The organism is Enterobacter sp. BRE11 (genome assembly GCF_031844285.1).
Taxonomy (GTDB): domain Bacteria; phylum Pseudomonadota; class Gammaproteobacteria; order Enterobacterales; family Enterobacteriaceae; genus Pantoea.
The window spans coordinates 98,805-119,785 of the sequence record NZ_JAUZUX010000005.1 but is presented as its reverse complement, the minus strand read 5'-3'; the positions used below and the strand labels follow the sequence as shown (position 1 = coordinate 119,785).

Genomic DNA, 20,981 nt, shown 5'->3' with positions numbered 1-20,981 from the left:
CCCTAGGTGGTGTTGATCACCGTATTGCCGGTCGCCGCGATGGCGCTGCTGCCAACCGCCGTCACCAGCGTGCCGGCCGGTATCGTGCCGACCACCGAGCTGGTGTCGTTCGCAAGCAGGTTGCCCGTCACGGTGGCCGCCACCGTCACCGCCAGCGTCGTGATATCCGACGTGGTGGTGATATTGGTGGAGGGCAGGACGCCGATGCCGCTGCTGGTGCCGAGCAGCACGGCGTAGTTGCCGGTGCCGAGGTTGCTGTAGGTGACGTTCGCGCCCGTCTGCGTCCCTATCGTCAGGAAGGTAGAGATGTAGTTGGCGTTGCTCGATTTCACCACCCAGGTGCCGTTCGCCTGCTGCTGATAGAGATAGAGCGTATAGGTTGAGGTCAGCGCCACCAGGCTGGTCGCCGAGGCGTGCAGCGTCACCGTACGGGTGTCGCCCGCGCCCACGGAAAACTGATAGGCGTTGGCGCTTTGCAGCACGCCGAGCGTAACCGCGCCGCCCAGGTTCACGTTCAGCAGCGAAACCCCGCTGGTGCTGGTATTCGCGTTGGTAATGGTGCCGGTCTGGGTGGCGTAATCCACCTCGGTGACGTCGTTGGCCGCCACCACGCGAATAGCGCCCAGCACCGTCGCGGCGGGCGAGACGTTGCCTGCCTGGTCGGCCTGGGTGACCGACAGCGTCGCGCCGGTGGTCTGTGCCGTGGAGAGCGCCAGCGAGAAGCTGCCGTTGGCCGCCACGGTGCCGCTACCGATGGCGTTACCGCCCGCGTCGCGTACCGTCACCGTCGCGCCTGCTTCGCCGCTACCGGTCAGGGTGGTGCCTGCCGTGTTGAGCGCCAGGCCAGTGACCGCCGTCGGCGCCACGTTGTCGATGGTCACGCTCGCCGTCGTGGTGGTGCTGACGTTGCCCGCCGTGTCGGTCACCGTGACGTTCAGCGCATGAACGCCCTGCGTCAGCGTAGGGGTGGTGAAGCTCCAGGCGCCGCCGTTGCTGGCGGTCACGCTGCCCAGCAGCGCTGTGCCGTCATAGATCCTGACCAGCGCGCCCGCTTCTGTCGTGCCGCTCAGCACCGGGGTGGTATCGCGCGTCGCGCCACCACTCGGCACCGTGACGGTCGGCGTCACCGAGTCGTTGGTGATCACCAGCGTACTGGCCGCTGGCGCCGTGGTGTCGATGGTCAGGGTGGCGTTAACGCCCGGACTCACGTTGCCCGCCACATCGGTCGCGGTCACGGTCAGGGTGTGCGGGCCGCTGGCCAGGGTCGGGCTAATCAGGCTCCACTGGCCGTTGCTGCCCACCGTGGTGGTGCCCAACAGCGTGGCGCCCTCATAGACGCTAATCCGCGCGCCGACTTCGCCGCTGCCGCTCAGCAGCGGGGTGTTGTCGTTGGTGACACCGCCGTTCGGGATGGTCACCGGCGTGCTGCCGTTGTTGTTGCTCACCGTCAGCGCGGTCACCGCCGCAGGCGCCGTGGTATCAACAATCACCGTGGCCGCCGTCGAACCGCTGACGTTGCCCGCCAGATCGGTCACCGTGACGCTCAGCGGATGGGCGCCCTGCGTCAGCGCGCTGGTGGTAAAGCTCCATGCGCCGCTGGCGCCTGCCGTGGCCGTGCCCAGCAGCGTGGTGCCGTCGAAGATGGTGATACGGCTGCCCGCCTCCGCCGTGCCGCTCAGGGTTGGCGTACTGTCGTTGGTCGATCCGCCGTTCGCCACCACCGTGCCGGTGACGTCGTTGAGGATCTGCAGCGTCGAAGCGGCTGGCGGCACGGTGTCCACCGTGATGGAAACCGTGGCGGATGCCGTGCTGGTATTGCCCAGCGCGTCACGCACCGTGACGCTCAGCGGATGGACGCCGTTGCTCAGTGCGGCGGTGGTGAAGCTCCATGCGCCGTCGGCGCCCGCCGTGACCGACCCGAGCGCGGTGGTGCCGTCATAAACGATCACGGTCGCGCCCGCCTCCGCCGTACCGCGCAGCGTCGGCGTGTTGTCATCGGTGACCGCGCCATTCGCCAGGTCGCCCTGAATGCTGCCGACGTTGTCGCTAATCGCCAGGTTGGTGACCGGCGCTGGCGCGGTGGTATCGACGGTGAATGTTACCGTGGTCGGCGTACTAGTGTTGCCGACCGCGTCGGTGGCGGTGACGCTCAGGGTGTGCGGGCCGTCCGCCAGGGTCGGCGTGACGAAGCTCCACTGCCCGTTGCTGCCGGCGGTCACGCTGCCGAGCACCGTGGTGCCGTCAGTAATGGTGACGCGGCTGCCCGCCTCCGCCGTGCCGGTGAGCGCTGGCGTGTTGTCGTTGGTGGCGCTGCCGTTGGCGATCGCCACCGGCGTGGCGCCGTTGTTGTTGTTTGCCGCCAGCGTCACGGCCGCAGGCGGCGTGGTGTCTACCACAATGCTGGCCGTGGTGGAGCCGCTGACGTTACCCGCCAGATCCGTTACCGTCACGCGCAGCGCGTGCGGGCCCTCGCCAAGCGTCGTCGACGCAAAGCTCCATGCGCCGCTGGTGCCCACGGCGACCGAGCCGAGCGTTGCGGTGCCGTCATAAATGGTGACGACGCTGTTGGCTTCCGCCGTGCCGCTCAGCACCGGCGTATTGTCGTTAGTGGTGGAGCCGTTCGGCACCGTCACGTTGGCAGCGTCGTTGGTGACCACCAGCGTTGACGCCGCTGGCGCGACGGTATCCACCGTCAGGTTGAACGGCGTCGCCGCGCTGGTGTTGCCCGCGGCGTTGGTCACCGTCACGTTCAGGGTATGCGGGCCGTTGCTCAGCACGCCGGTGGTAAAGGTCCAGGCGCCGTTTGCGCCCGCCGTCACCGAGCCAAGCAGCGTGGTGCCGTCATAGACGGTCACGATGTTGCCCGCGCCGGTGGTGCCGGTGAGCGTTGGCGTGGTGTCGTCAGTCACTGCGCCGTTGGCCAGGCTGCCCTGCACGCTGCCCACGTTATCGCTAACGATCAGGTCAGCAACCGGCGCCGGCGCGGCGGTCGCGACCGTCAGCGTCAGCAGCGCGGCTTCGCTGGTGTTGCCCGCCGCATCGGTGGCGGTCACGCTCAGGGTATGCGGGCCGTCGGCCAGCGTCGGCGTGGTGAAGCTCCACTGCCCGTTGCTGCCCGCCGTAACGCTGCCCAGCACCACGTTGCCGTCGGAGATAAGGATACGGCTGCCCGCCTCCGCCGTCCCCGTCAGCAGCGGCGTGCTGTCGTTAGTGGTGCCGTTACTGGCGATCGGCGTCGCCGTCGAGCCGTTGTTGTTGCTGGCGGCCAGCGTCACCGGCGCGGGCGCCGCCGTGTCGATCACCATCGTCACGCTGCTGGATGGCGCGCTGACGTTGCCCGCCGCGTCGGTGACGCGAGCGCTCAGCGTATGCGGCCCCTGGGAGAGCGCGCGCGAGACAAAGCGCCAGCTGCCGCCAGCGTCCGCCGTGACGGAGCCGAGCGCCGTGGCGCCGTCATAGATGGTCACCAGGCTGCCCGCTTCGGCAGTGCCGCTGACCACCGGCGTGTCGTCATTGGTAAAGCCGCCGTTCGGCACCGCCGTATCGGCGGCGTCGTTGGTGATGACCAGGCTGGCGGCTGGCGCGGGCGTAATAGTATCGACAGTAAAGCCGATCGCCTCAGAGCGTCCGCTCAGATTGCCCGCCGCATCCGTTACCGTGACGCTCAGCGCGTGCGGCCCGTTGGTCAGCAGCGGCGAGATGAAGCTCCATGCGCCACCGGTTCCCGCCGTGGTCGAGCCGATCACGGTGTCGCCGTCATAGACGGTAACCAGCGCGCCCGCTTCAGTAGTGCCGGTGAGCACAGGCGTGTTGTCGTTAGTGGCGCTACCGCTGGCGATCTCTACCGGCGTGGTGCCGTTGTTATTGCTCAGCAGCAGATCGGTGGCCGTGGCTGGCACCGTGGTATCGATGGTGATAGCAACTGGGCCAGCCGACGCGCCCGGATTGCCTGTCGCATCCACGGTGTTGATAGTAAAGCTGTGCGCCCCTTCCGCCAGCGCCGCTGGCGTAAAGGTCCACACGCCGCCTGACCCCACGGTCACGCTGCCCAGCGTGGTGGTGCCGTCAAGAATAGTAATGACGTCGCCAGCGGTTGCCTGACCGCTCAATACCGGCGTGGTGTCGCGGGTAAAGGAACCGTTAGTCAGACTGACCAGCGTGCTGCCGCTGTCGTCGGTGAGCTGCAGCGTACTGGTGGTCGGCGGCAGGCCATTCTCAACGGTGATGGCGAAAGGCGTGCTCGCCGCGCCGACGTTGCCCGCCACGTCGGTCTGCGTCACGATCAAGCTGTGCGGACCGTTGCTCAGCGCGCCGGTGGTAAAGCTCCATGCGCCATCGACGCCCGCCGTCACCGATCCCAGCAGCGTGTCACCGTCATAGATGCTGACGAGGCTGCCCGCCTCCGCCGTGCCGCTCAGCGTCGGCGTGTTGTCATCGGTGATGGCGCCGTTAGCCAGCGGGCCGCTGGTGGCGCCCGCATCGTCGCTCACCGTCAGATCGGCGATAACCGCCGGTGGGGTGAGGTCGACGTTGATGGTGTAGGGCTGCGCCTCGATGCTGGTATTACCCGCCGCGTCGGTAACCGACACGGTGTAGGTATACTGCCCTTCGGCTAGCGTGCCGGTTTCAAAGCGCCAGACGCCGCTCTGGTTCACCGTCGCGGTGCCGAGCAGCGTGTCCCCCTCATAAATATTGACCGAGGTGCCCGCCTCGGCGGTGCCGCGCAGCACCGGCGTATCGTCGTTGGTATAGCCATCGCTGGCGATCAATACCGGCGTAGCGCCGTTGGTATCGTAGATCTCAAAGGTCGCTACCGGCTCCGGCGCAAGCGTATCTACCGTCAACGTGGTGGAGGTCGTGGCGCTGACATTGCCCGCCGCGTCGGTGACCGTCACGTTCAGCGTATGAAGGGCATCGGAAAGCGCGGTGGTCGGCGTCAGGCTCCAGGCGCCGCTGTTATCCGCCGTCACCGAGCCGATCGGCGTCGTGCCGTCATAGACGGTGACAATGCTGCCCGCCTCCGCCGTGCCGCTGATGGCTGGCGTGCTGTCGTTAGTGGTGGTGCCGTCGGGGATGGCAGCGCCAGCGTTATTGCTCAGCGTCAGCGCAGCTACCGGTTCTGGCGGCGTGACATCCACCTGAATAGTGAAGGTGTCAGAGCGCGGACTGACGTTGCCGATCGCGTCGGTGACCGTGGCGCTCAGCACATGGGTGCCGTCCGCCAGCGTCGGCGAGGTAAAGCTCCATGCCCCCTGACCGTCTGCTGTTGTCGAGCCAATCACTACGTCGCCGTCATAAAGGGTGACCAGGCTATTGGCCTCTGCCGTTCCCGTCAGCACCGGCGTGTTGTCGCTGGTGGCGGCGTTCGGCGTCAGCACCACCGGCTCAGGGCCGTTGTCGCTGCTGACCGTCAGCGCAGTCACGTCCGGCGCGACGGTATCGACGGTAAAGCCGATGGCCGCCGAAGGTGCGCTAACGTTGCCCGCCGCGTCGGTGAGGGTCACCGTCAGGCTATGCAACGCGTCGCTCAGGGTCGGCACGGAGAAGCTCCACAGGCCGCTGGCGCCGACCGTCGTGGTGCCGAGGGCGGTAGCGCCGTCATAGACGGTGACGATGCTGCCCGCCTCGCCGCTGCCGCTCAGCAGCGGCGTGCTGTCGCTGGTGGTGTCGCCGTCGGCGATGGCGACCGGCGTCGTGCCGTTATCGCTGTTGAGGGTGATATCCAGCGCCGCCTCCGGCGCGGTGGCGTCAATCACCACGCTGATAGCGGCGGAGGTGCCGGCGTTGCCCGCCGCATCGGTCGGCGTCACGGTGAAGGTATGGGTGCCGTCGTCCAGCGCAGACGGAGTAAAGCGCCAGCTGCCGTCATCGTTAACCGCCACGCTGCCCAGCAGCGTCGTGCCTTCGTAGATGGCGACCGTGCCGCCCGCCTCTGCCAGGCCGCTCAGCACTGGCGTGCTGTCGTCGGTCAGGCCGCCGTTCGGGATGGCCACCTCCCCGGCGCCGCTGTCGTTGGTCAGCGCCAGGCTGGTTACCGCCGCTGGCGGCTGAGTATCGACGTTAAGCGCAATCGCTTCGCTGGCCGCGCTGGCGTTGCCCGCCGCGTCGGTCACGATGGCGCTCAGGCTGTGCGGGCCGTCGTTAAGCGTCGGCGTGGTGAAGCTCCAGCTGCCGTCGTCCGCCACGGTGGCGCTGCCGAGCACCGCCGTGCCGTCCAGCACGGTGACGATGCTGCCTCCCGTCGCCGTGCCGCTCAGCACCGGCGTATTGTCGTTGGTCAGGCCGCCAGGCTGAATTGCCGCACCGGTAGCGTCGTTGGTCAGCGCCAGTTCCGTCGCTGCCTCTGGTGCGGCGGTGTCAACGGTAAAGCTGATAGCAGGCGTATTGCCGCTGCTGTTGCCCGCCGCGTCGGTGGCGCTCACGCTCAGGCTGTGCGGCCCGTCTGTCAGCTCTGGGGTAATAAAGATCCAGCTGCCGTCCGCTCCGGCGGTGACGGAGCCCAGCACGGTATCGCCGTCAAACAGGGTAACGATGCTGCCCGCTTCCGCGGTACCGGTCAGCTCCGGCGTGGCGTCGTTGACGGTGCTGCCTTCTGCTATCGGCACCAGCGTCTGGCCAGCGTTGTTGTTGACCACGACATCATTCGGGAGCGTCGGCGCGGTGGTATCGACGCTGAAGTTAAAGGCGTCGGAGGTCGGGCCGACGTTGCCTGCCGCGTCGGTCACCACGGTGGTAAGGCTGTAGTTGCCCTCAGCCAGCGTCGGCAGCGTGTAGCTCCAGCTGCCGTCGGCGGCAACCGGCACCGTCGCCAGCAGCGCGGCACCGTTAGAGATGCTGACCGTGCCGCCTGGCTCTGCGGTGCCGCTCAGCACCGGCGTGCTGTCGTTGGTGACACCGCCCGCCGCGATAGCCGTGTCGCTGGCATCGTTGGTGAGCAGCAGGTCTGCCGCCGCCGCAGGTGCGCCGGTGTCGATGCTAAAGCCGATCGACTCGGATGGCGCGCTGCTGTTGCCGGTGGCGTTAGTGACGGTTGCGCTCAGGCTGTGCGCCCCTTCGCTCAGGGTTGGTGCGGTAAAGCTCCAGTTGCCGTCTGCATCGACCGTCGCGGTGCCGAGCACCGTGGCGCCGTCGAGCACCGTCACCGTGCCGCCTGGCTCTGCGGTGCCGCTCAGCACCGGCGTGGTGTCGTTGGTCTGGCTGCCCGCCGCGATGGCCGTGTTGCTGCCATCATTGGTCAGCAGCAGATCCGCCGGCGCCGCTGGCGCCGTTAAATCGACGCTGAAGAGATAGGCCGCCGACGCCTCGCCGGTATTGCCCGCCGCATCGGTCACGGTGGCGGTCAGGCTGTGATCGCCCGCCGCCAGCGCCGGGGTGGTAAAGCGCCAGTTGCCCTCCGCGTCTACCGCCACGGAACCCAGCTCAGTTGCGCCATCGAAGATGGTGACGACCCCGCCAGCCTCCGCCGTGCCGCTCAGCACCGGCGTCGTGTCGTTGGTCGCGCCGTCTGCCGGGATCGTCGCCCCGCTCCGATCGTCAACCAGCGTCAGGCCGAGCGCGGCCACTGGCGGCAGCGTGTCTACCGTGAAGTTCAGCGGCGTGGTTGGCGCGCTGGCGTTGCCCACGGCGTCCGAAACGGTGGCGCTCAGGCTGTGCGGGCCGTCGTCAAGCGGCGGCGACGTAAAGCTCCAGCTGCCGTCATCCGCGGCGGTGACCGAGCCGAGCACCTGGTCACCGTCAGAGACGACGATCAGGCTGCCCGCTTCGGCAGTGGCGCTCAGCACCGGCGCGGCGCTGTTGGTCAGGCCGTCTGCGGCGATCGCCGTGCCGTCTTCGTTAGCGAGCAGCAGGTCGACCGCCACGGCTGGCGGCGTGGTATCGACGGTGATGGCGACCGCTTCCGACGCCGGACCGGCGTTGCCTGCCGCGTCGGTCACCACGGCCGTCAGGCTGTGATCCCCTTCGCTCAGGGCAGGTGCGGTAAAGCTCCAGCTGCCGTCGCTGCCCACCACTGCGGAACCAAGCGCCGTATCGCCGTCGTAAACGGTGACAAAGCCGCCCGCTTCGGCAGTGCCGCTCAAGACCGGCGTCGGATCGTTGGTGACGGTGCCGGCGATCGGTACAGGGGTGCCGCTCTCATCGCTGCTGAGCAGCAGATCCTCTGCTGCGGTCGGCGCGATCGTATCGACGCTCACCCGCACGGGCGTTGTGGCGCTGCTGCTGTTGCCCGCCGCGTCGGTCACCACCGCGCTCAGGCTGTGGTCGCCCTCGCCCAGCGTTGGCGTAGTGAAGCTCCAGTTGCCGTCATTGCCCACCGTTACGCTGCCCAGCGGCGTGTCGCCGTCGGAAACGGTCACGACGCTGCCCGGCTCGGCGCTGCCGCTCATCACCGGCGTGGCGTTGTTAATCAGGCTACCGGACGCGATCGGCGCGCCGTCATTGCTCAGCACTACATCCGTCGGCAAGGATGGCGGTAATGTGTCGACGGTGATGGCGACAGGCGCGGTGGCGGGACTGGTGTTGCCAGCCGCATCGGTGACCACAGCGGTGAGGCTGTGATCGCCATCGGAGAGGGTCGGCGTAGTAAAGCTCCAGCTGCCGTCAGTGCCTGCCGTGGCCGAGCCCAGCACCTGGCCGCCGTCGGAAACGGTCACGATGCTGCCCGGCTCCGCGCTGCCGCTCAGCGTCGGCGTATTGTTGCTGGTCGGCGTATCGGTGCCCACCGGATCGCCGCTGGCGTCGGTCAGCGCGAGGTCTGCCGCCGCGGTCGGCGCAACAGTGTCGATGGTCAGCGTCAGCGGCGCGGATTCAACCAGGTTGCCGGTCGCGTCGGTATAGCTGGCGAGGAAGGTGTAGGTGCCATCCGCCAGCGCCGCAGGCGTGACGTTCCACTGCCCGTTCGCGTCGGCGGTGGCGCTGCCCAGTGCGTCACCGTTGCTGAAGAGGGTCACCAGCGCGCCCGCCGTCGCCAGGCCGCTAAGGATCGGCGTGGTGTCTTGCGTGCTGGCGCCGTTGGCCAGCGGCAGCAGCGGACTGCCGCTGTCGTCGATCGCCTCCAGCGAGAGGGTGGCCGGCGGCAGCCCCGCCTGAATATTCAGGTTAAAGGCTGGCGTCGCCAGACTGACGTTGCCCGCCGCGTCGGTAACGGTCACCGTCATGCTGTGGTTGCCGTTGCTCAGCGCAATGGTGGTGACGCTCCAGTTGCCGCTGCCGTCAGCGACGGCGCTGCCCAGCAGCACGCTGCCTTCGTAAACGTTGACCAGCGCCCCCGCTTCCGCCTGGCCGCTCAGCGTCGGGGTATTGTCATCGGTGGTGTCGCCGGAAGCCAGCGGGCCCTGACTGCCGCCGACGTCGTCAGTCACCACCAGGTTGCTGGCGGCGGCTGGCGGTGTGGTATCGACGGTAAAGCTCAGCGGCGCCGAAGCCGGGCCGACGTTGCCAGCGAGATCGGTAACGGTGGTGGTCAGGCTGTGCGGCCCTTCCGCCAGCGCTGGCGTGGCAAAGCGCCAGCTGCCGTCATTATCGACCGTGGCAGTGCCCAGCAGGTTGCCATTGTCGGAAACAGAGACGGTGCTGCCCGGCTCGCCCGTGCCGCTCAGCACCGGCGACGTATCGCGGGTGGCGCTGCCGTCACCGATCGGTGCGCTGGTGCTGCCGTTGTCGCCGGTAAGCTGCAGGTTATCAGCCGCCGCGGGCACCAGGGTATCAACGGTAATGTTGAGCGGACCAGCGTTGCTGGTGGTGCCGTCAGGCCTGACGATAGTGGCATAAAACGCATGCAGGCCGTTCGACAGCGAGAAGAGCCGGAAAGACCACTGGCCGCTGCCGTCTGCCGTGGTGCTGCCTACTGGCGTCTGGCCGTCGTAGAGCGTCACCACGCTGTTTGGATCGGCGAGGCCAGTCAGTACCGGGCTGTCGTTATTGGTTACCGCGCCATCAGACAGCGGCGCGACGGTGCTGCCGTTTTCGCTGGCCGCTTCCAGCGGCGTGGTGGCCGGCGGCAGACCGCCGTCGATAGTGAGGTCAAAGGCATCTGACGTCGGGCTGACGTTGCCTGCCGCGTCCGTCACGGTCGTGGTCAGGCTGTGCGCGCCGCTGCTCAGGGTCGGCGTAGTGAAGTTCCAGCTGCCGTCGGTGTCGACGGTGGTGTAGCCCAGCAGGGTCTGGCCGTCATAAATGGTCACCAGCGCGCCTGGCTCGCCCTGACCGCTGAGGGTCGGGGTGCGATCGTCCGTGGTATCGCCCGAGGCGAGCTGACCTGTGGCGTCACCGTAATCGTCGCTGACCACCAGGTTGCTCACCCCGGCAGGCGCGACGGTATCGACGTTAAAGGCCAGCGGCGCAGAGGCCGGGCCGCTGTTGCCCGCTAAATCGGTGACCGTGGCGGTCAGGCTGTGGCCCCCCTCGCCCAGCGCGGGGGTGACAAAACTCCAGCTGCCGTCGCCGTTGACCGTGGCGGTGCCGAGCACCTGATCACCGTCCGAGAGAGTAACCGTGCTGCCCGGTTCGGCGCTGCCGCTCAGGGTTGGCGTCGTGCTGTTGGTCGATCCACCTGCCGCGATCGGCTGTAGCGTACCGCCGCGGCTATCGCTCAGCAGCAGATCGCCCGCCGCCGCTGGTGGGGTGGTATCGACGCTAAAGGTTACCGGCGCGGAGGCGTTGCTGACGTTGCCCGCCGCATCGGTCACGGTGGCGCTGAGGCTGTGCGCGCCCTCGCTCAGCGCAGGCGTGGTGAAGCGCCAGCTGCCGTCTGGATCGGCCGTTACGCTGCCCAGCACGTTATCGCCGTCGGAAACGGTGACAATGCCGCCCGGCTCCGCCGTGCCGCTCAGCACCGGCGTCGTGTCATTGGTCGCGCCCGTGGTGACGGGCACCAGCGCGCCGCTGGCGTCGCTGCTCAGCTGCAGTCCGCTGACCGCATCCGGCACGACGCTGTCGATGGTGATATTCAGCACCGGGGAAGGCGTGACGCTGCCGTCCGCATTAGCGGTGTCGGCGCGGAAGGCGTAGCTGCCATCGTCCAGCACCGCGGGCGTGAAGCTCCACTGGCCCGCCGCGTCGGCGGTAACGCTGCCGATGACCGCGTCGCCGTTATAGAGCGTCACCAGCGCGCCCGCCGTCGTCAGGCCGCTCAGCACCGGCGTGGTGTCGCGCGTGGTGGCGCCGTCGGGCAGATCTACAAGGGTGCTGCCGCTGTCGTCGGTCGCCACCAGCGAGGCGGTGACTGGCGGCACGTCGGCGTCAATAGTCAGATCGAACGCTGCCGTCGGCGCGCTGACGTTGCCCACCGCGTCGGTGACGGTGACGGCCAGGCTATGCAGGCCGTTACTCAGCACCGGCGTGGTGAAGCTCCAGCTGCCGCTGGCATCTGCCGTGGTGGTACCCAGCAGCGTGTCGCCGTCATAGACGCTGACGACGCCGTTGGCCTCCGCCGTGCCGCTCAGGGTCGGCGTGCTGTCGTCGGTGGTGTCGCCGGAGGCGAGATCGCCCTGCGAGGCGCCCACGTCGTCGCTTACCGTCAGGTCGACAATGGCGTCAGGCGCAGTCGTGTCGACCGTGAAGTCGAGTGCGGGAGAGGCCGGTCCAGTGTTGCCCGCCGCATCGGTCACCGTGGCGGTCAGGCTGTGGCCGCCGTCGGTCAGATCGGCTGCGGTAAAGCTCCAGCGGCCATCCTGACCGACCGTCGCGGTGCCTAGCACCGCGTCGCCGTCAGAGACCGTCACCGTGCTGCCTGGCTCGGCGCTGCCGCTCAGCACCGGCGAGGCGTCGCCGGTCAGGCCGCCGCCGGTAACCGGTACCGAGACGCCGTTATTGTCTGCAACCAGCGCCAGCTCTGCGACGGCGGCTGGCGGCACGGTATCCAGCGTAAAGGTGAACGGCGTGGACGGCGCGGAGGCGTTGCCCGCCGCATCAGTCACCACGGCCGTCAGGCTGTGGCTGCCGTCATCCAGCGCGGGCGCGGTGAAGCTCCAGCTGCCGTCTTCGTCCACCGTCGCGGTGCCCAGTACGACGTCGCCGTCAGAAACGGTGACGGTGCTGCCCGGCTCCGCCGTACCGCTCAATACAGGGGCGTTGCTGTTGGTAAGAGCGCCGCTGGCGATCGCATCACCGCTGGCATCCACCAGCGCGACGTCGGCAGGGGCTTGCGGCGCGGCGGTGTCGATGGCGATGGTCAGGGTCGCAGATGAGGCGCTGTTGCCAGCCGCATCGGTCACGGTGGCGAGGAAATCGTAGCTGCCATCTGTCAGCGCCTGCGGCGTAAAGCTCCAGTTGCCGTCAGCGTCGGCGGTGACGCTGCCGATAGCCGCATCGCCGTTAAAGATGGTCACCAGCAGGCCAGCGGTGGTGACACCGCTCAGCAGCGGCGTCGCGTCTCGGGTGCTGGCGCCATTGGCCAGCTCAACCGGTGCGCTGCCGCTGTCGTCAGTGACAGCCAGGGTGACGGTCGCAGGCGCCTGGGTGGCAGCGACGGTGAGATCGAACGGTTGCGTCGCTGCGCTGACGTTGCCTGCCGCATCGGTCACGGTCAGGGTCAGGCTGTGCGGGCCGTCGTCAAGCGGCGGCGTGGTGAAGCTCCAGTTGCCGTCGGCGTCGGTATTGGCCGTGCCCAGCAGCGTGCCGCCATCATAGACGCTGACGACGCTGTTGGCTTCCGCCGTGCCGTTCAGGGTTGGCGTGCTGTCGTCGGTGGTATCGCCGGAAGCGAGTTCACCCTGGCGGTCGCCGACGTTATCGGTCACGGTCAGGTCGGCGGCAACCGGTGGCGCAGCGGTATCAATGGTGAAGGTCAGCGGCGCGGATGGCGCACTGACGTTGCCCGCCGCGTCGGTCACGGTGGCGGTGAGGCTGTGATCGCCGTCGGCAAGGGCTGGCGCGGTGAAGCTCCAGCTGCCCTCCGGCCCAACGGTGACGGTGCCCAGCACGTTATCCCCATCGGCTACGGTAATCACGCTGCCCGGCTCCGCCGTGCCGCTCAGCACCGGCGCGGTGCTGTTGGTTGCGCCGCCGCTGGCGATCGGGTCGCCGCTGGCATCGGTCAGCGCGATGTCCGCCGCCTCCGTCGGCGCCACGGTATCAACCGTAATCGTCAGCACCGGCGATGGCGTGATCGTGCCGTCTGCATTGGCGGTGTCGGCGCGGAAGGCGTAGCTGCCATCCTCCAGCGCCGCGGGCGTGAAGCTCCACTGGCCCGCCGCATCGGCGGTGACGCTGCCGATGACCGCGTCGCCGTTATAGAGCGTCACCAGCGCGCCCGCCGTCGTCAGGCCGCTCAGCACCGGCGTGGTGTCGCGCGTGCTGTCGCCGTCGGCCAGCGCCACAAGGGTGCTGCCGCTGTCGTCGGCCACCTCCAGCGAGGCGGTGGCTGGCGGCACGCCAGCGTCAACGGTGAGATCAAACGCGGCTGTCGGGGCGCTAACGTTGCCTGCCGCATCGGTCACGGTGACGGTCAGGCTGTGCAGACCGTTGCTCAGCACCGGCGTGGTGAAGCTCCAGCTGCCGCTGGCATCTGCCGTCACGGTGCCGAGCAGCGTATCGCCGTCGTAGACGCTGACGACGCCGTTGGCCTCCGCCGCGCCGCTCAGGGTCGGCGTGCTGTCGTCGGTGGTGTCGCCGGAGGCGAGATCGCCCTGGTCGACACCCACGTCGTCGGTGACGACGAGGCCGGTAGCCGCCTCTGGGGCGAGGGTATCAACGGTAAAGGAGATCGGAGCCGAAGCCGGGCCGGTATTGCCCGCCGCATCGGTCACGGTAGTGGTCAGGCTATGGCCGCCGTCGTCAAGGCCTGCTGCGGTAAAGCTCCAGCGCCCGTCTCCGCCGACGGTCGCCGTGCCCAGGACGGTGTCACCGTCAGAAATGGTCACGGTGCTGCCTGGTTCGGCGCTGCCGCTCAATACCGGCGAGGCGTCGCGCGTGGCAGCCCCTGCGGCGACCGGCACGGAGACGCCGCTGCTGTCGCTATTGAGCGCCAGATCGGCCGCGGCGACCGGCGGCTGTGTGTCCAGAACGAAGTTCGCTGGCGTGCTCGGCGCGCTGGCGTTGCCCGCCGCATCGGTAACCACCGCCGTCAGGCTGTGGCTGCCGTCGGCAAGCGCTGGCGCGGTGAAGCTCCAGCTGCCGTCCTGACCAACCGTGACGCTGCCCAGCACCGTATCGCCGTCAGAGACGGTGACGCTGCTGCCCGGCTCCGCCGTGCCGCTCAGCACCGGCGCGTTATTGTTGGTGAGGCCGCCGATCGGATCGCCGCTGGCGTCCGCCAGCGTAACGTCCGCCGCCGCTGTCGGGGCGACGGTATCGATGGTGATCGCCAGAGTGGCGGAATCGGTAGTATTGCCGGCGGCATCGGTAACGGCGGCGCGGAAATCGTAGGTGCCGTCCGCCAGCGCGGCGGGCGTAAAGTTCCACTGGCCGTTGATATCAGCGGTGACGCTGCCGATGACGCTATCGCCGTTGTAGAGCGTCACCAGCGCGTTGGCGAGGGTCTGTCCGCTCAGGGTCGGCGTGGTGTCGCGCGTGCTGGCGCCGTCGGCCAGATCCACCGGCGCGCTGCCGCTGTCGTCGGTGATGACCAGCGTGCTGGCCGCCGGCGGTTCGCCTGCGGCGACGGTGAGATCGAAGGGTGCGGTCGGCGCGCTGACGTTGCCTGCCGCATCGGTCAGGGTCAGCGTCAGGCTGTGCGCGCCGTTGCTCAGCGTCGGCGTGGTAAAGCTCCAGTTGCCGTCGGTGCCGACCGTCAGGCTGCCAATGGCGACGCCGTTATCGTAAATCGTCAGCAGCGAATCGGGCTCCGCCTGTCCGCTCAGAACAGGCGTCGCGTCATCAGTGGTCGCGCCTGACGCCAGCGGGCCGGTGCTGTCGCCGACGTCGTCAGTGACCACCAAACCGCTGACCGCTTCCGGTGCCTGCGTATCGACGGTAAAGTTCAGCGGCGCGGAAGCCGCGCTGACGTTACCCGCCGCATCCGTGACCGTTGCCGACAGGCTGTGGCTGCCGTCGGTCAGCACCGGCGTGGTGAAGCTCCAGCTGCCGTCTTCGCCTGCTGTCACGCTGCCCAGCGGCGTATCGCCGTCGCGCACGGTGACGGTGCTGCCCGGTTCCGCGCTGCCGCTCAGCGTCAGGGCGTTGTTGTTTGTTGCGCTGCCAGCGGCTACCGCCGCGCCGTCGTCGTTAACCAGTTGCAGATCGGCTGGCGTGGCTGGTACCAGCGTGTCGATAGTGATGGTCAGCACCGGCGAGGGGGTGATGCTGCCGTCGGCGTTGGTGGTATCGGCGCGGAAGGCGTAGGTACCGTCCGCCAGCGCAGCGGGGGTGAAATTCCACTGGCCGCTGGCATCGGCGGTGACGCTGCCGATGACCGTATCGCCGTTATAGAGCGTCACCAGCGCGCCCGCCGTCGTCAGGCCGCTCAGGGTCGGCGTGCTGTCAGCGGTTGAGGCGCCGTTGGTCAGCGGCACCAGCGTGGTGCCGCTGTCGTCGGTAATCTCCAGCGAGCTGGTCGCTGGCGGCAGATCCGCCGCGACGTTGATCACAATCGCCGCCGTCGGCGCGCTGACGTTGCCTGCGGCATCGGTCACGGTCGCCGTCAGGCTATGGCTGCCGTTGCTCAGGGCGGGTGGGGTAAAGCTCCAGAGGCCATCAGCGCCAGCCGTGACCGTGCCGAGTAAAGTATCGCCATCATAGACGCTAACGGTGGCACCCGCTTCTGCCTGTCCGCTCAACGTTGGGGTATTGTCGTCGGTCGAGCTGCCGGAAGCGAGTGGGCCCTGGCTGTCGCCAACGTTATCGGTCAGCTGCAGGTTGCTGGCTGCATCCGGCGCAGCGGTATCAACGGTGAAAGTCAGCGTTGTTGCCGGGCTAACATTGCCTGCCGCGTCGGTGGCGGTCAGGCTCAGCGTATGGCTGCCTTCGCTCAGCGCAGGCGTCGTGAAAGACCAGCGCCCGTCGCTGCCGACGATAACCGTGCCCAGCACGCTGCCGTTATCGGTAATGGTGACGGTGCTGCCCGCCTCGGCCGTCCCCTGCAGCGTCGGCGTCGTGTCACTGGTCGCGCCATTTGCCGCGATGGGGGTGAGGATCGACCCGTTATCGCTGGCGGCGCTCACGTCGGTGAGTACCGGCGCCAGGGTATCAACGGTAAAGGTCAGCGGATCGGTGGCGCTGCTGGTGTTGCCTGCGGCATCGGTCACCGTTACCGTCAGGCTGTGCGGCCCCTCCGCCAGCGTCGGCGTGGTAAAGCTCCAGCTGCCGTCGGCGTTGACAGTTGCCGTGCCCAGCAGCGTGCCGTTGTCATAAACGCTGACGGTGGCGCCCGCTTCAGCGGTTCCGCTTAAGACCGGCGTATTGTCATCGGTAATGCCGCCTGCGCCGATGGCGCCCTGAATGCTGCCGACGCTATCGCTAATGACCAGATTGGCCGCCGCGCCGGGCGCGGTAGTATCGCCGCCGCCAGTGCCGCCACCTGTACCGCCGCCTGTGCCACCACCGGTATCGCCACCGCCTGTGCCACCGCCGGGGTTCTCGCCGCCGCCGGCGTCACCGCCGCCTGCATCGCCACCGCCGCCGCCACCGCCGCCGTTAGTAGCAAACAGCGCGCCGATACCCGCCAGCGCCGCACCGCCGATACCAAAGGCGGCAATCGTGTTGTCGCTGGTCAGGTTATCCGCCAGCAGCCCTTCGGTGCTGTCGATAGAGACATACTGGAAACCCTGCTCACCGGGATTTTCTACCCACCAGAGCGCGCCCTTGTCATCCTGCAGCACCAGATCGCTTTCACCTGCCGGGCCATAAAAATTATGAATAACCACCTTTTCGCCAGATTTCGTCGTCACAACGAGATCGTTGCCGTTGCGTGCGAAAGACTTAATGTCAGTTCGATTGAGGTTGAGTTTAACCACACTTGGGGTGGACAAATTGACGTCGCTGCCACTCAGCTGAGAGGCGATAGTACCGCCTTTAGGCGTTACTGAGATATTATTCATGTTATGTATATCCCACTGAGGTTATTGATATTCATAAAAGTGCCCGGCACCTGAAGATCCCGGTTTATCCGTGAATAACGCTGCGCGCTATTCACTTCCCTCTTTGTCGATCCCATCTGCATGACGAAATCGCGCTGAGCCGTTTTGAATCTTTATCCTGGTGAGAGAGTGACTTTTATTGTTTTAATAACCGCAACGGGCTGGCCCGCTCCCGCAATAGCGGAGGCAGGCGGTATATCATAAAAAATTAGGGTAGCTGGCGATGGAGGTCTGTTGTTGTTTTATCGCCTGAGAAGGCATTACTTTTACTGTCTTATCAATAACATCAGCCAGTGGGCGCGCTGACCAATGGTGGCCCTGAAGACCAATAACCGGTTTCCGCATAACCCGTTCCAGGTGGCGCTCTGTTTCTATGCCCTGAACGATAATACCGCTGCAGAAATCGTTTACATGATTAAGCAACGTATCAAACGCGTAGCCTTCGCCATATTTCCAGAAGAAGTCGCGGCTGGTTTTAACATATTCAAACAGACCGCTGGTGAGCATCGAAAGGGTTGAACCGCCCGCGGCAAAATCATCAAGCCATAATAACGCAGGCGTAATACCCGCCAGCTTTTGCAGCAGCAGACGATCGGCAGCGCAATAGCGCTGGGTGAAAAAAGCGGAAATTTCGAGACGCAATAACGGCAGCTCATCCAGCCTTTGCTGCGTCGCAGCATCCTCAAGAATATGGCGAATAATATCGCCATCGACGTTAAGGCTAATTAGCTGGTTGAAACCGCGGTTATAAAGCGTCTCAAGCCGGTTTAGCTGTCGCTGAAACAGCTGCCATTTTTCCGCTTCGAGCAGACACTCAAGCAGCCGGTGTTCGCTGCTGTCATCCGCCAGCCTGGCGATCTCGCCATCCGGCGCGAAGCGCGTTAACAGCTCCCGCGCTATCACTTTCCCTGAGGGAGCATGAATCGGGTCGAGCAAAAAGACGTAGTGCTGACGAAGATGTAGTTGACGACCCATTCTGCTGCTACCCGCTTGATCCGATAAGTCAGCTGCCTGAAAACCGCAACGGAAATGTCAGGAAAACTCATATGAACGTTAAGAAAACCCAGAGGATTCTTAACACCTTAACCTGATGCTAACGTACAACTTACATTTTGAAAAATAGATTTAAGCCAAATACGCTCTAATTTTCAATAGACAAAAGCAATCAAAAGAGACCATTTAAAGCTGCGCAGGGTTAATAAAATTCTTAAAACATGCTTTAAATTAATTGTTATGACAGACTTGACGAAACGCTAATTTTTTACTCTTTTGTTTTAACTGCAAAAAAACACCATACCACCCCTGCAAAACATCACAAATAGTGATAATTTTTTTCTGGAAAATTAAATGAACATCGCTCCAGAAAGCGTCAGATAAAAATCACATCCGCCAATTCGACTTTAGCCATAATGTTTAAGTTTAATAATATATAAACCGGGAAATCATAAGCTATCCAGGCTTCAGATTTAACCATTCTGGAAGCGCAAAAAGAGGCTGACGCTAACGTCTCGTTTTTTTTTGAAAAATTTCGGGGCGGTAAAGAAGCTGAGTGGGAACACATGCTTTACGAAACTTAATCAGGCGTAAAACGGTGATTGCGCTCACAAAACAGATAAAAAGGGGAATTTCAGGCGGGAGTAGAGCGTGCCGGGCCTCTGACAAAGCCCGGCATAAAGCATTATTTACTCATCTTCAAGGTAGGTGTAGCCGTACAGGCCGCTTTCAAACTCTTCCAGGAACTGCGCGCGCAGTTCGTCGTCAAGATCGGTCTCTTTGACCTGGTTCCGGAACAGCGTCATCAGCTCGTCGGGATTCAGCTGGACGTACTCCAGCATATCCGCAACGGTATCGCCCTCGTCCGACAGCTCGACCTCGACTTCGCCGCCCGCGCGCGCGTAGACGTTGACCGCCTCGGTATCGCCGAACAGGTTGTGCATGTTGCCGAGGATCTCCTGATAGGCGCCGACCATAAAGAAGCCGAGCATTGGCGGGTTCTCTGGATCGTATTCCGGCATCGGCATGGTGGCAGCGATGCCGTCGCCGTCGACGTAGTGATCGATGGTGCCGTCGGAATCGCAGGTGATGTCCAGCAGCACCGCGCGACGCTCCGGCTTTTTATGCAGCCCTTCCAGCGGCAGTACCGGGAACAGCTGATCGATGCCCCAGGCATCCGGCATCGACTGGAACAGCGAGAAGTTAACGTACATCTTGTCCGCCATGCGCTCCTGCAGCTCGTCGATAATCGGACGGTGCGCGCGGTTGCTCGGGTCGAGATGCTGCTGAATATAGTGGCAGATACTCAGGTAAAGCTGCTCCGCCCAGGCGCGCTGCGTCAGATCGTAGGTGCCAGAGGCATAGCCGGTGTGGATATCGTGCAGGTCCATCTGGCTGTCGTGCAGCCATTCGCGCAGCGATCGACGTACGTCAGGCTCGTGCATCTCCTGCCAGGTTTCCCACATGCTGAGGATCGGGCGCGGCGCATCTTCTTGCGGCGCCTGCGGCGTAATGAACTCGTTACGCTCCACGCCAATAATGTTGGAGACCAGCACGGTATGGTGCGCGGTGACGGCGCGGCCCGACTCGGTGATGACCGTCGGGTGATCCAGCCCATGCTCTTCACAGGCATCGCCGATCGCCCAGATAACGTTATTAGCGTATTCGTTCAGGCCATAGTTGACCGAGCAGTCGGACTGCGAGCGGGTGCCTTCATAGTCGACGCCGAGACCGCCGCCGACGTCGAAGCATTTGATGTTGACGCCCAGCTTCGCCAGTTCAACATAGAAGCGCGCCGACTCGCGCACGCCGGTGGCGATGTCGCGAATATTGGCCATCTGCGAACCGAGATGGAAGTGCAGCAGCTGCAGGCTGTCGAGACGGCCCGCGTTACGCATTATCTCCACCAGCTGCAGCACCTGCGACGCCGAGAGGCCGAACTTCGATTTTTCGCCGCCGCTCGACTGCCATTTGCCTGAGCCCTGCGACGCCAGACGCGCGCGGATGCCGAGACGCGGCACCACATTCAGACGCTCGGCCTCTTCCAGCACCAGACGCACTTCCGTCATCTTTTCGATGACCAGATAGACTTTGTGACCGAGCTTTTCGCCAATCAGCGCCAGACGGATATATTCGCGATCTTTATAGCCGTTACAGACGATCACCGTGCGGGTTTTGCCGGCGTGAGCCAGCACCGCCATCAGCTCCGCTTTGGAGCCCGCTTCCAGCCCCAGCGGTTCGCCGGAGTTGACCAGCGATTCAATAACGCGCTTATGCTGGTTGACCTTGATTGGGTAGACCAGGAAGTAGTCGCCGCGGTAGCCGTAGGATTCGCGCGCGCGCTTAAACGCCGCGTTAATCGAGCGCAGACGATGCTGCAGGATTTGTGGAAAGCAGAACAGCGCAGGCAGACGCTGGCCCTGGGCCTCGCGCTCTTTCACCAGATTTGCCAGATCGACGCGCAGCGTCGGCTCGTCCGGGTTCGGACAGACGCTGACGTGACCGAGTTCGTTAACGTCGTAGTAGTTATTGCCCCACCAGGCAACGTTATAAGTACGCAGCATTTTGCTGGCATCCTGGTCGTTCATTGCAACCTCCTGCATTGAGCGGAGCACACCCTGTTCGCCAGCTGACGAACCCTTGATAGTCTTCATGTCGCCAGACATCACGAACCTCGAATTTCTGTTGGAATGTGAAAAAAGCACAAAACTAAGTGTAAAACACCCTGGCCCGTTACGTGTAAATGGACCCCGAATGCATCACGACGTTCACCGACGTGCGAGCGCCAGTAGCGTAAATAAGGAAAAACAGGTTAACCGGCGCGCGTGTCGGGAGAATGACCGCAACAGGCGATACGTCGGAAAAGAGGAGAAAAGGCAGGAAAGGAGTACGCCAGCGCGCCCGATAAGCGCAGAGAACCGCAAGAGAAGAGAGCGTGGTTCATTACTTCTGTCACCTCCACACATGTTTTCGCAT

General features: G+C 65.0%; 3 protein-coding genes. All 3 read right to left on the bottom strand.

The window, feature by feature from the left end:
* Positions 1–2: 2 nt before the first annotated feature.
* The 3 genes from Q9R34_RS07025 to speA all read right to left on the bottom strand — a co-directional run bounded on the left by Q9R34_RS07025 (position 3) and on the right by speA (position 20,671).
* Entirely contained in the window at positions 3–16,973 is a 16,971-nt protein-coding gene (locus tag Q9R34_RS07025) for an Ig-like domain-containing protein (RefSeq protein WP_485892927.1), read from the bottom strand.
* A gap of 237 nt (positions 16,974–17,210) precedes the next feature.
* A complete protein-coding gene (locus tag Q9R34_RS07020) occupies positions 17,211–17,987 on the bottom strand; it encodes an EAL domain-containing protein (RefSeq protein ID WP_485892926.1) in 777 nt (258 codons plus the stop codon).
* A gap of 707 nt (positions 17,988–18,694) precedes the next feature.
* Complete coding sequence (gene speA, locus Q9R34_RS07015) at positions 18,695–20,671, bottom strand: biosynthetic arginine decarboxylase (protein ID WP_485892925.1); 1,977 nt, start codon at positions 20,669–20,671, stop codon at positions 18,695–18,697.
* Positions 20,672–20,981: the final 310 nt, after the last annotated feature.

Coding starts and splice junctions, on each gene's coding strand:
- speA (WP_485892925.1), bottom strand. CDS start 20,671: ATGTCTGGCGACATGAAGACTATCAAGGGTTCGTCAGCTGGCGAACAG.
- Q9R34_RS07025 (WP_485892927.1), bottom strand. CDS start 16,973: ATGAATAATATCTCAGTAACGCCTAAAGGCGGTACTATCGCCTCTCAG.
- Q9R34_RS07020 (WP_485892926.1), bottom strand. CDS start 17,987: ATGGGTCGTCAACTACATCTTCGTCAGCACTACGTCTTTTTGCTCGAC.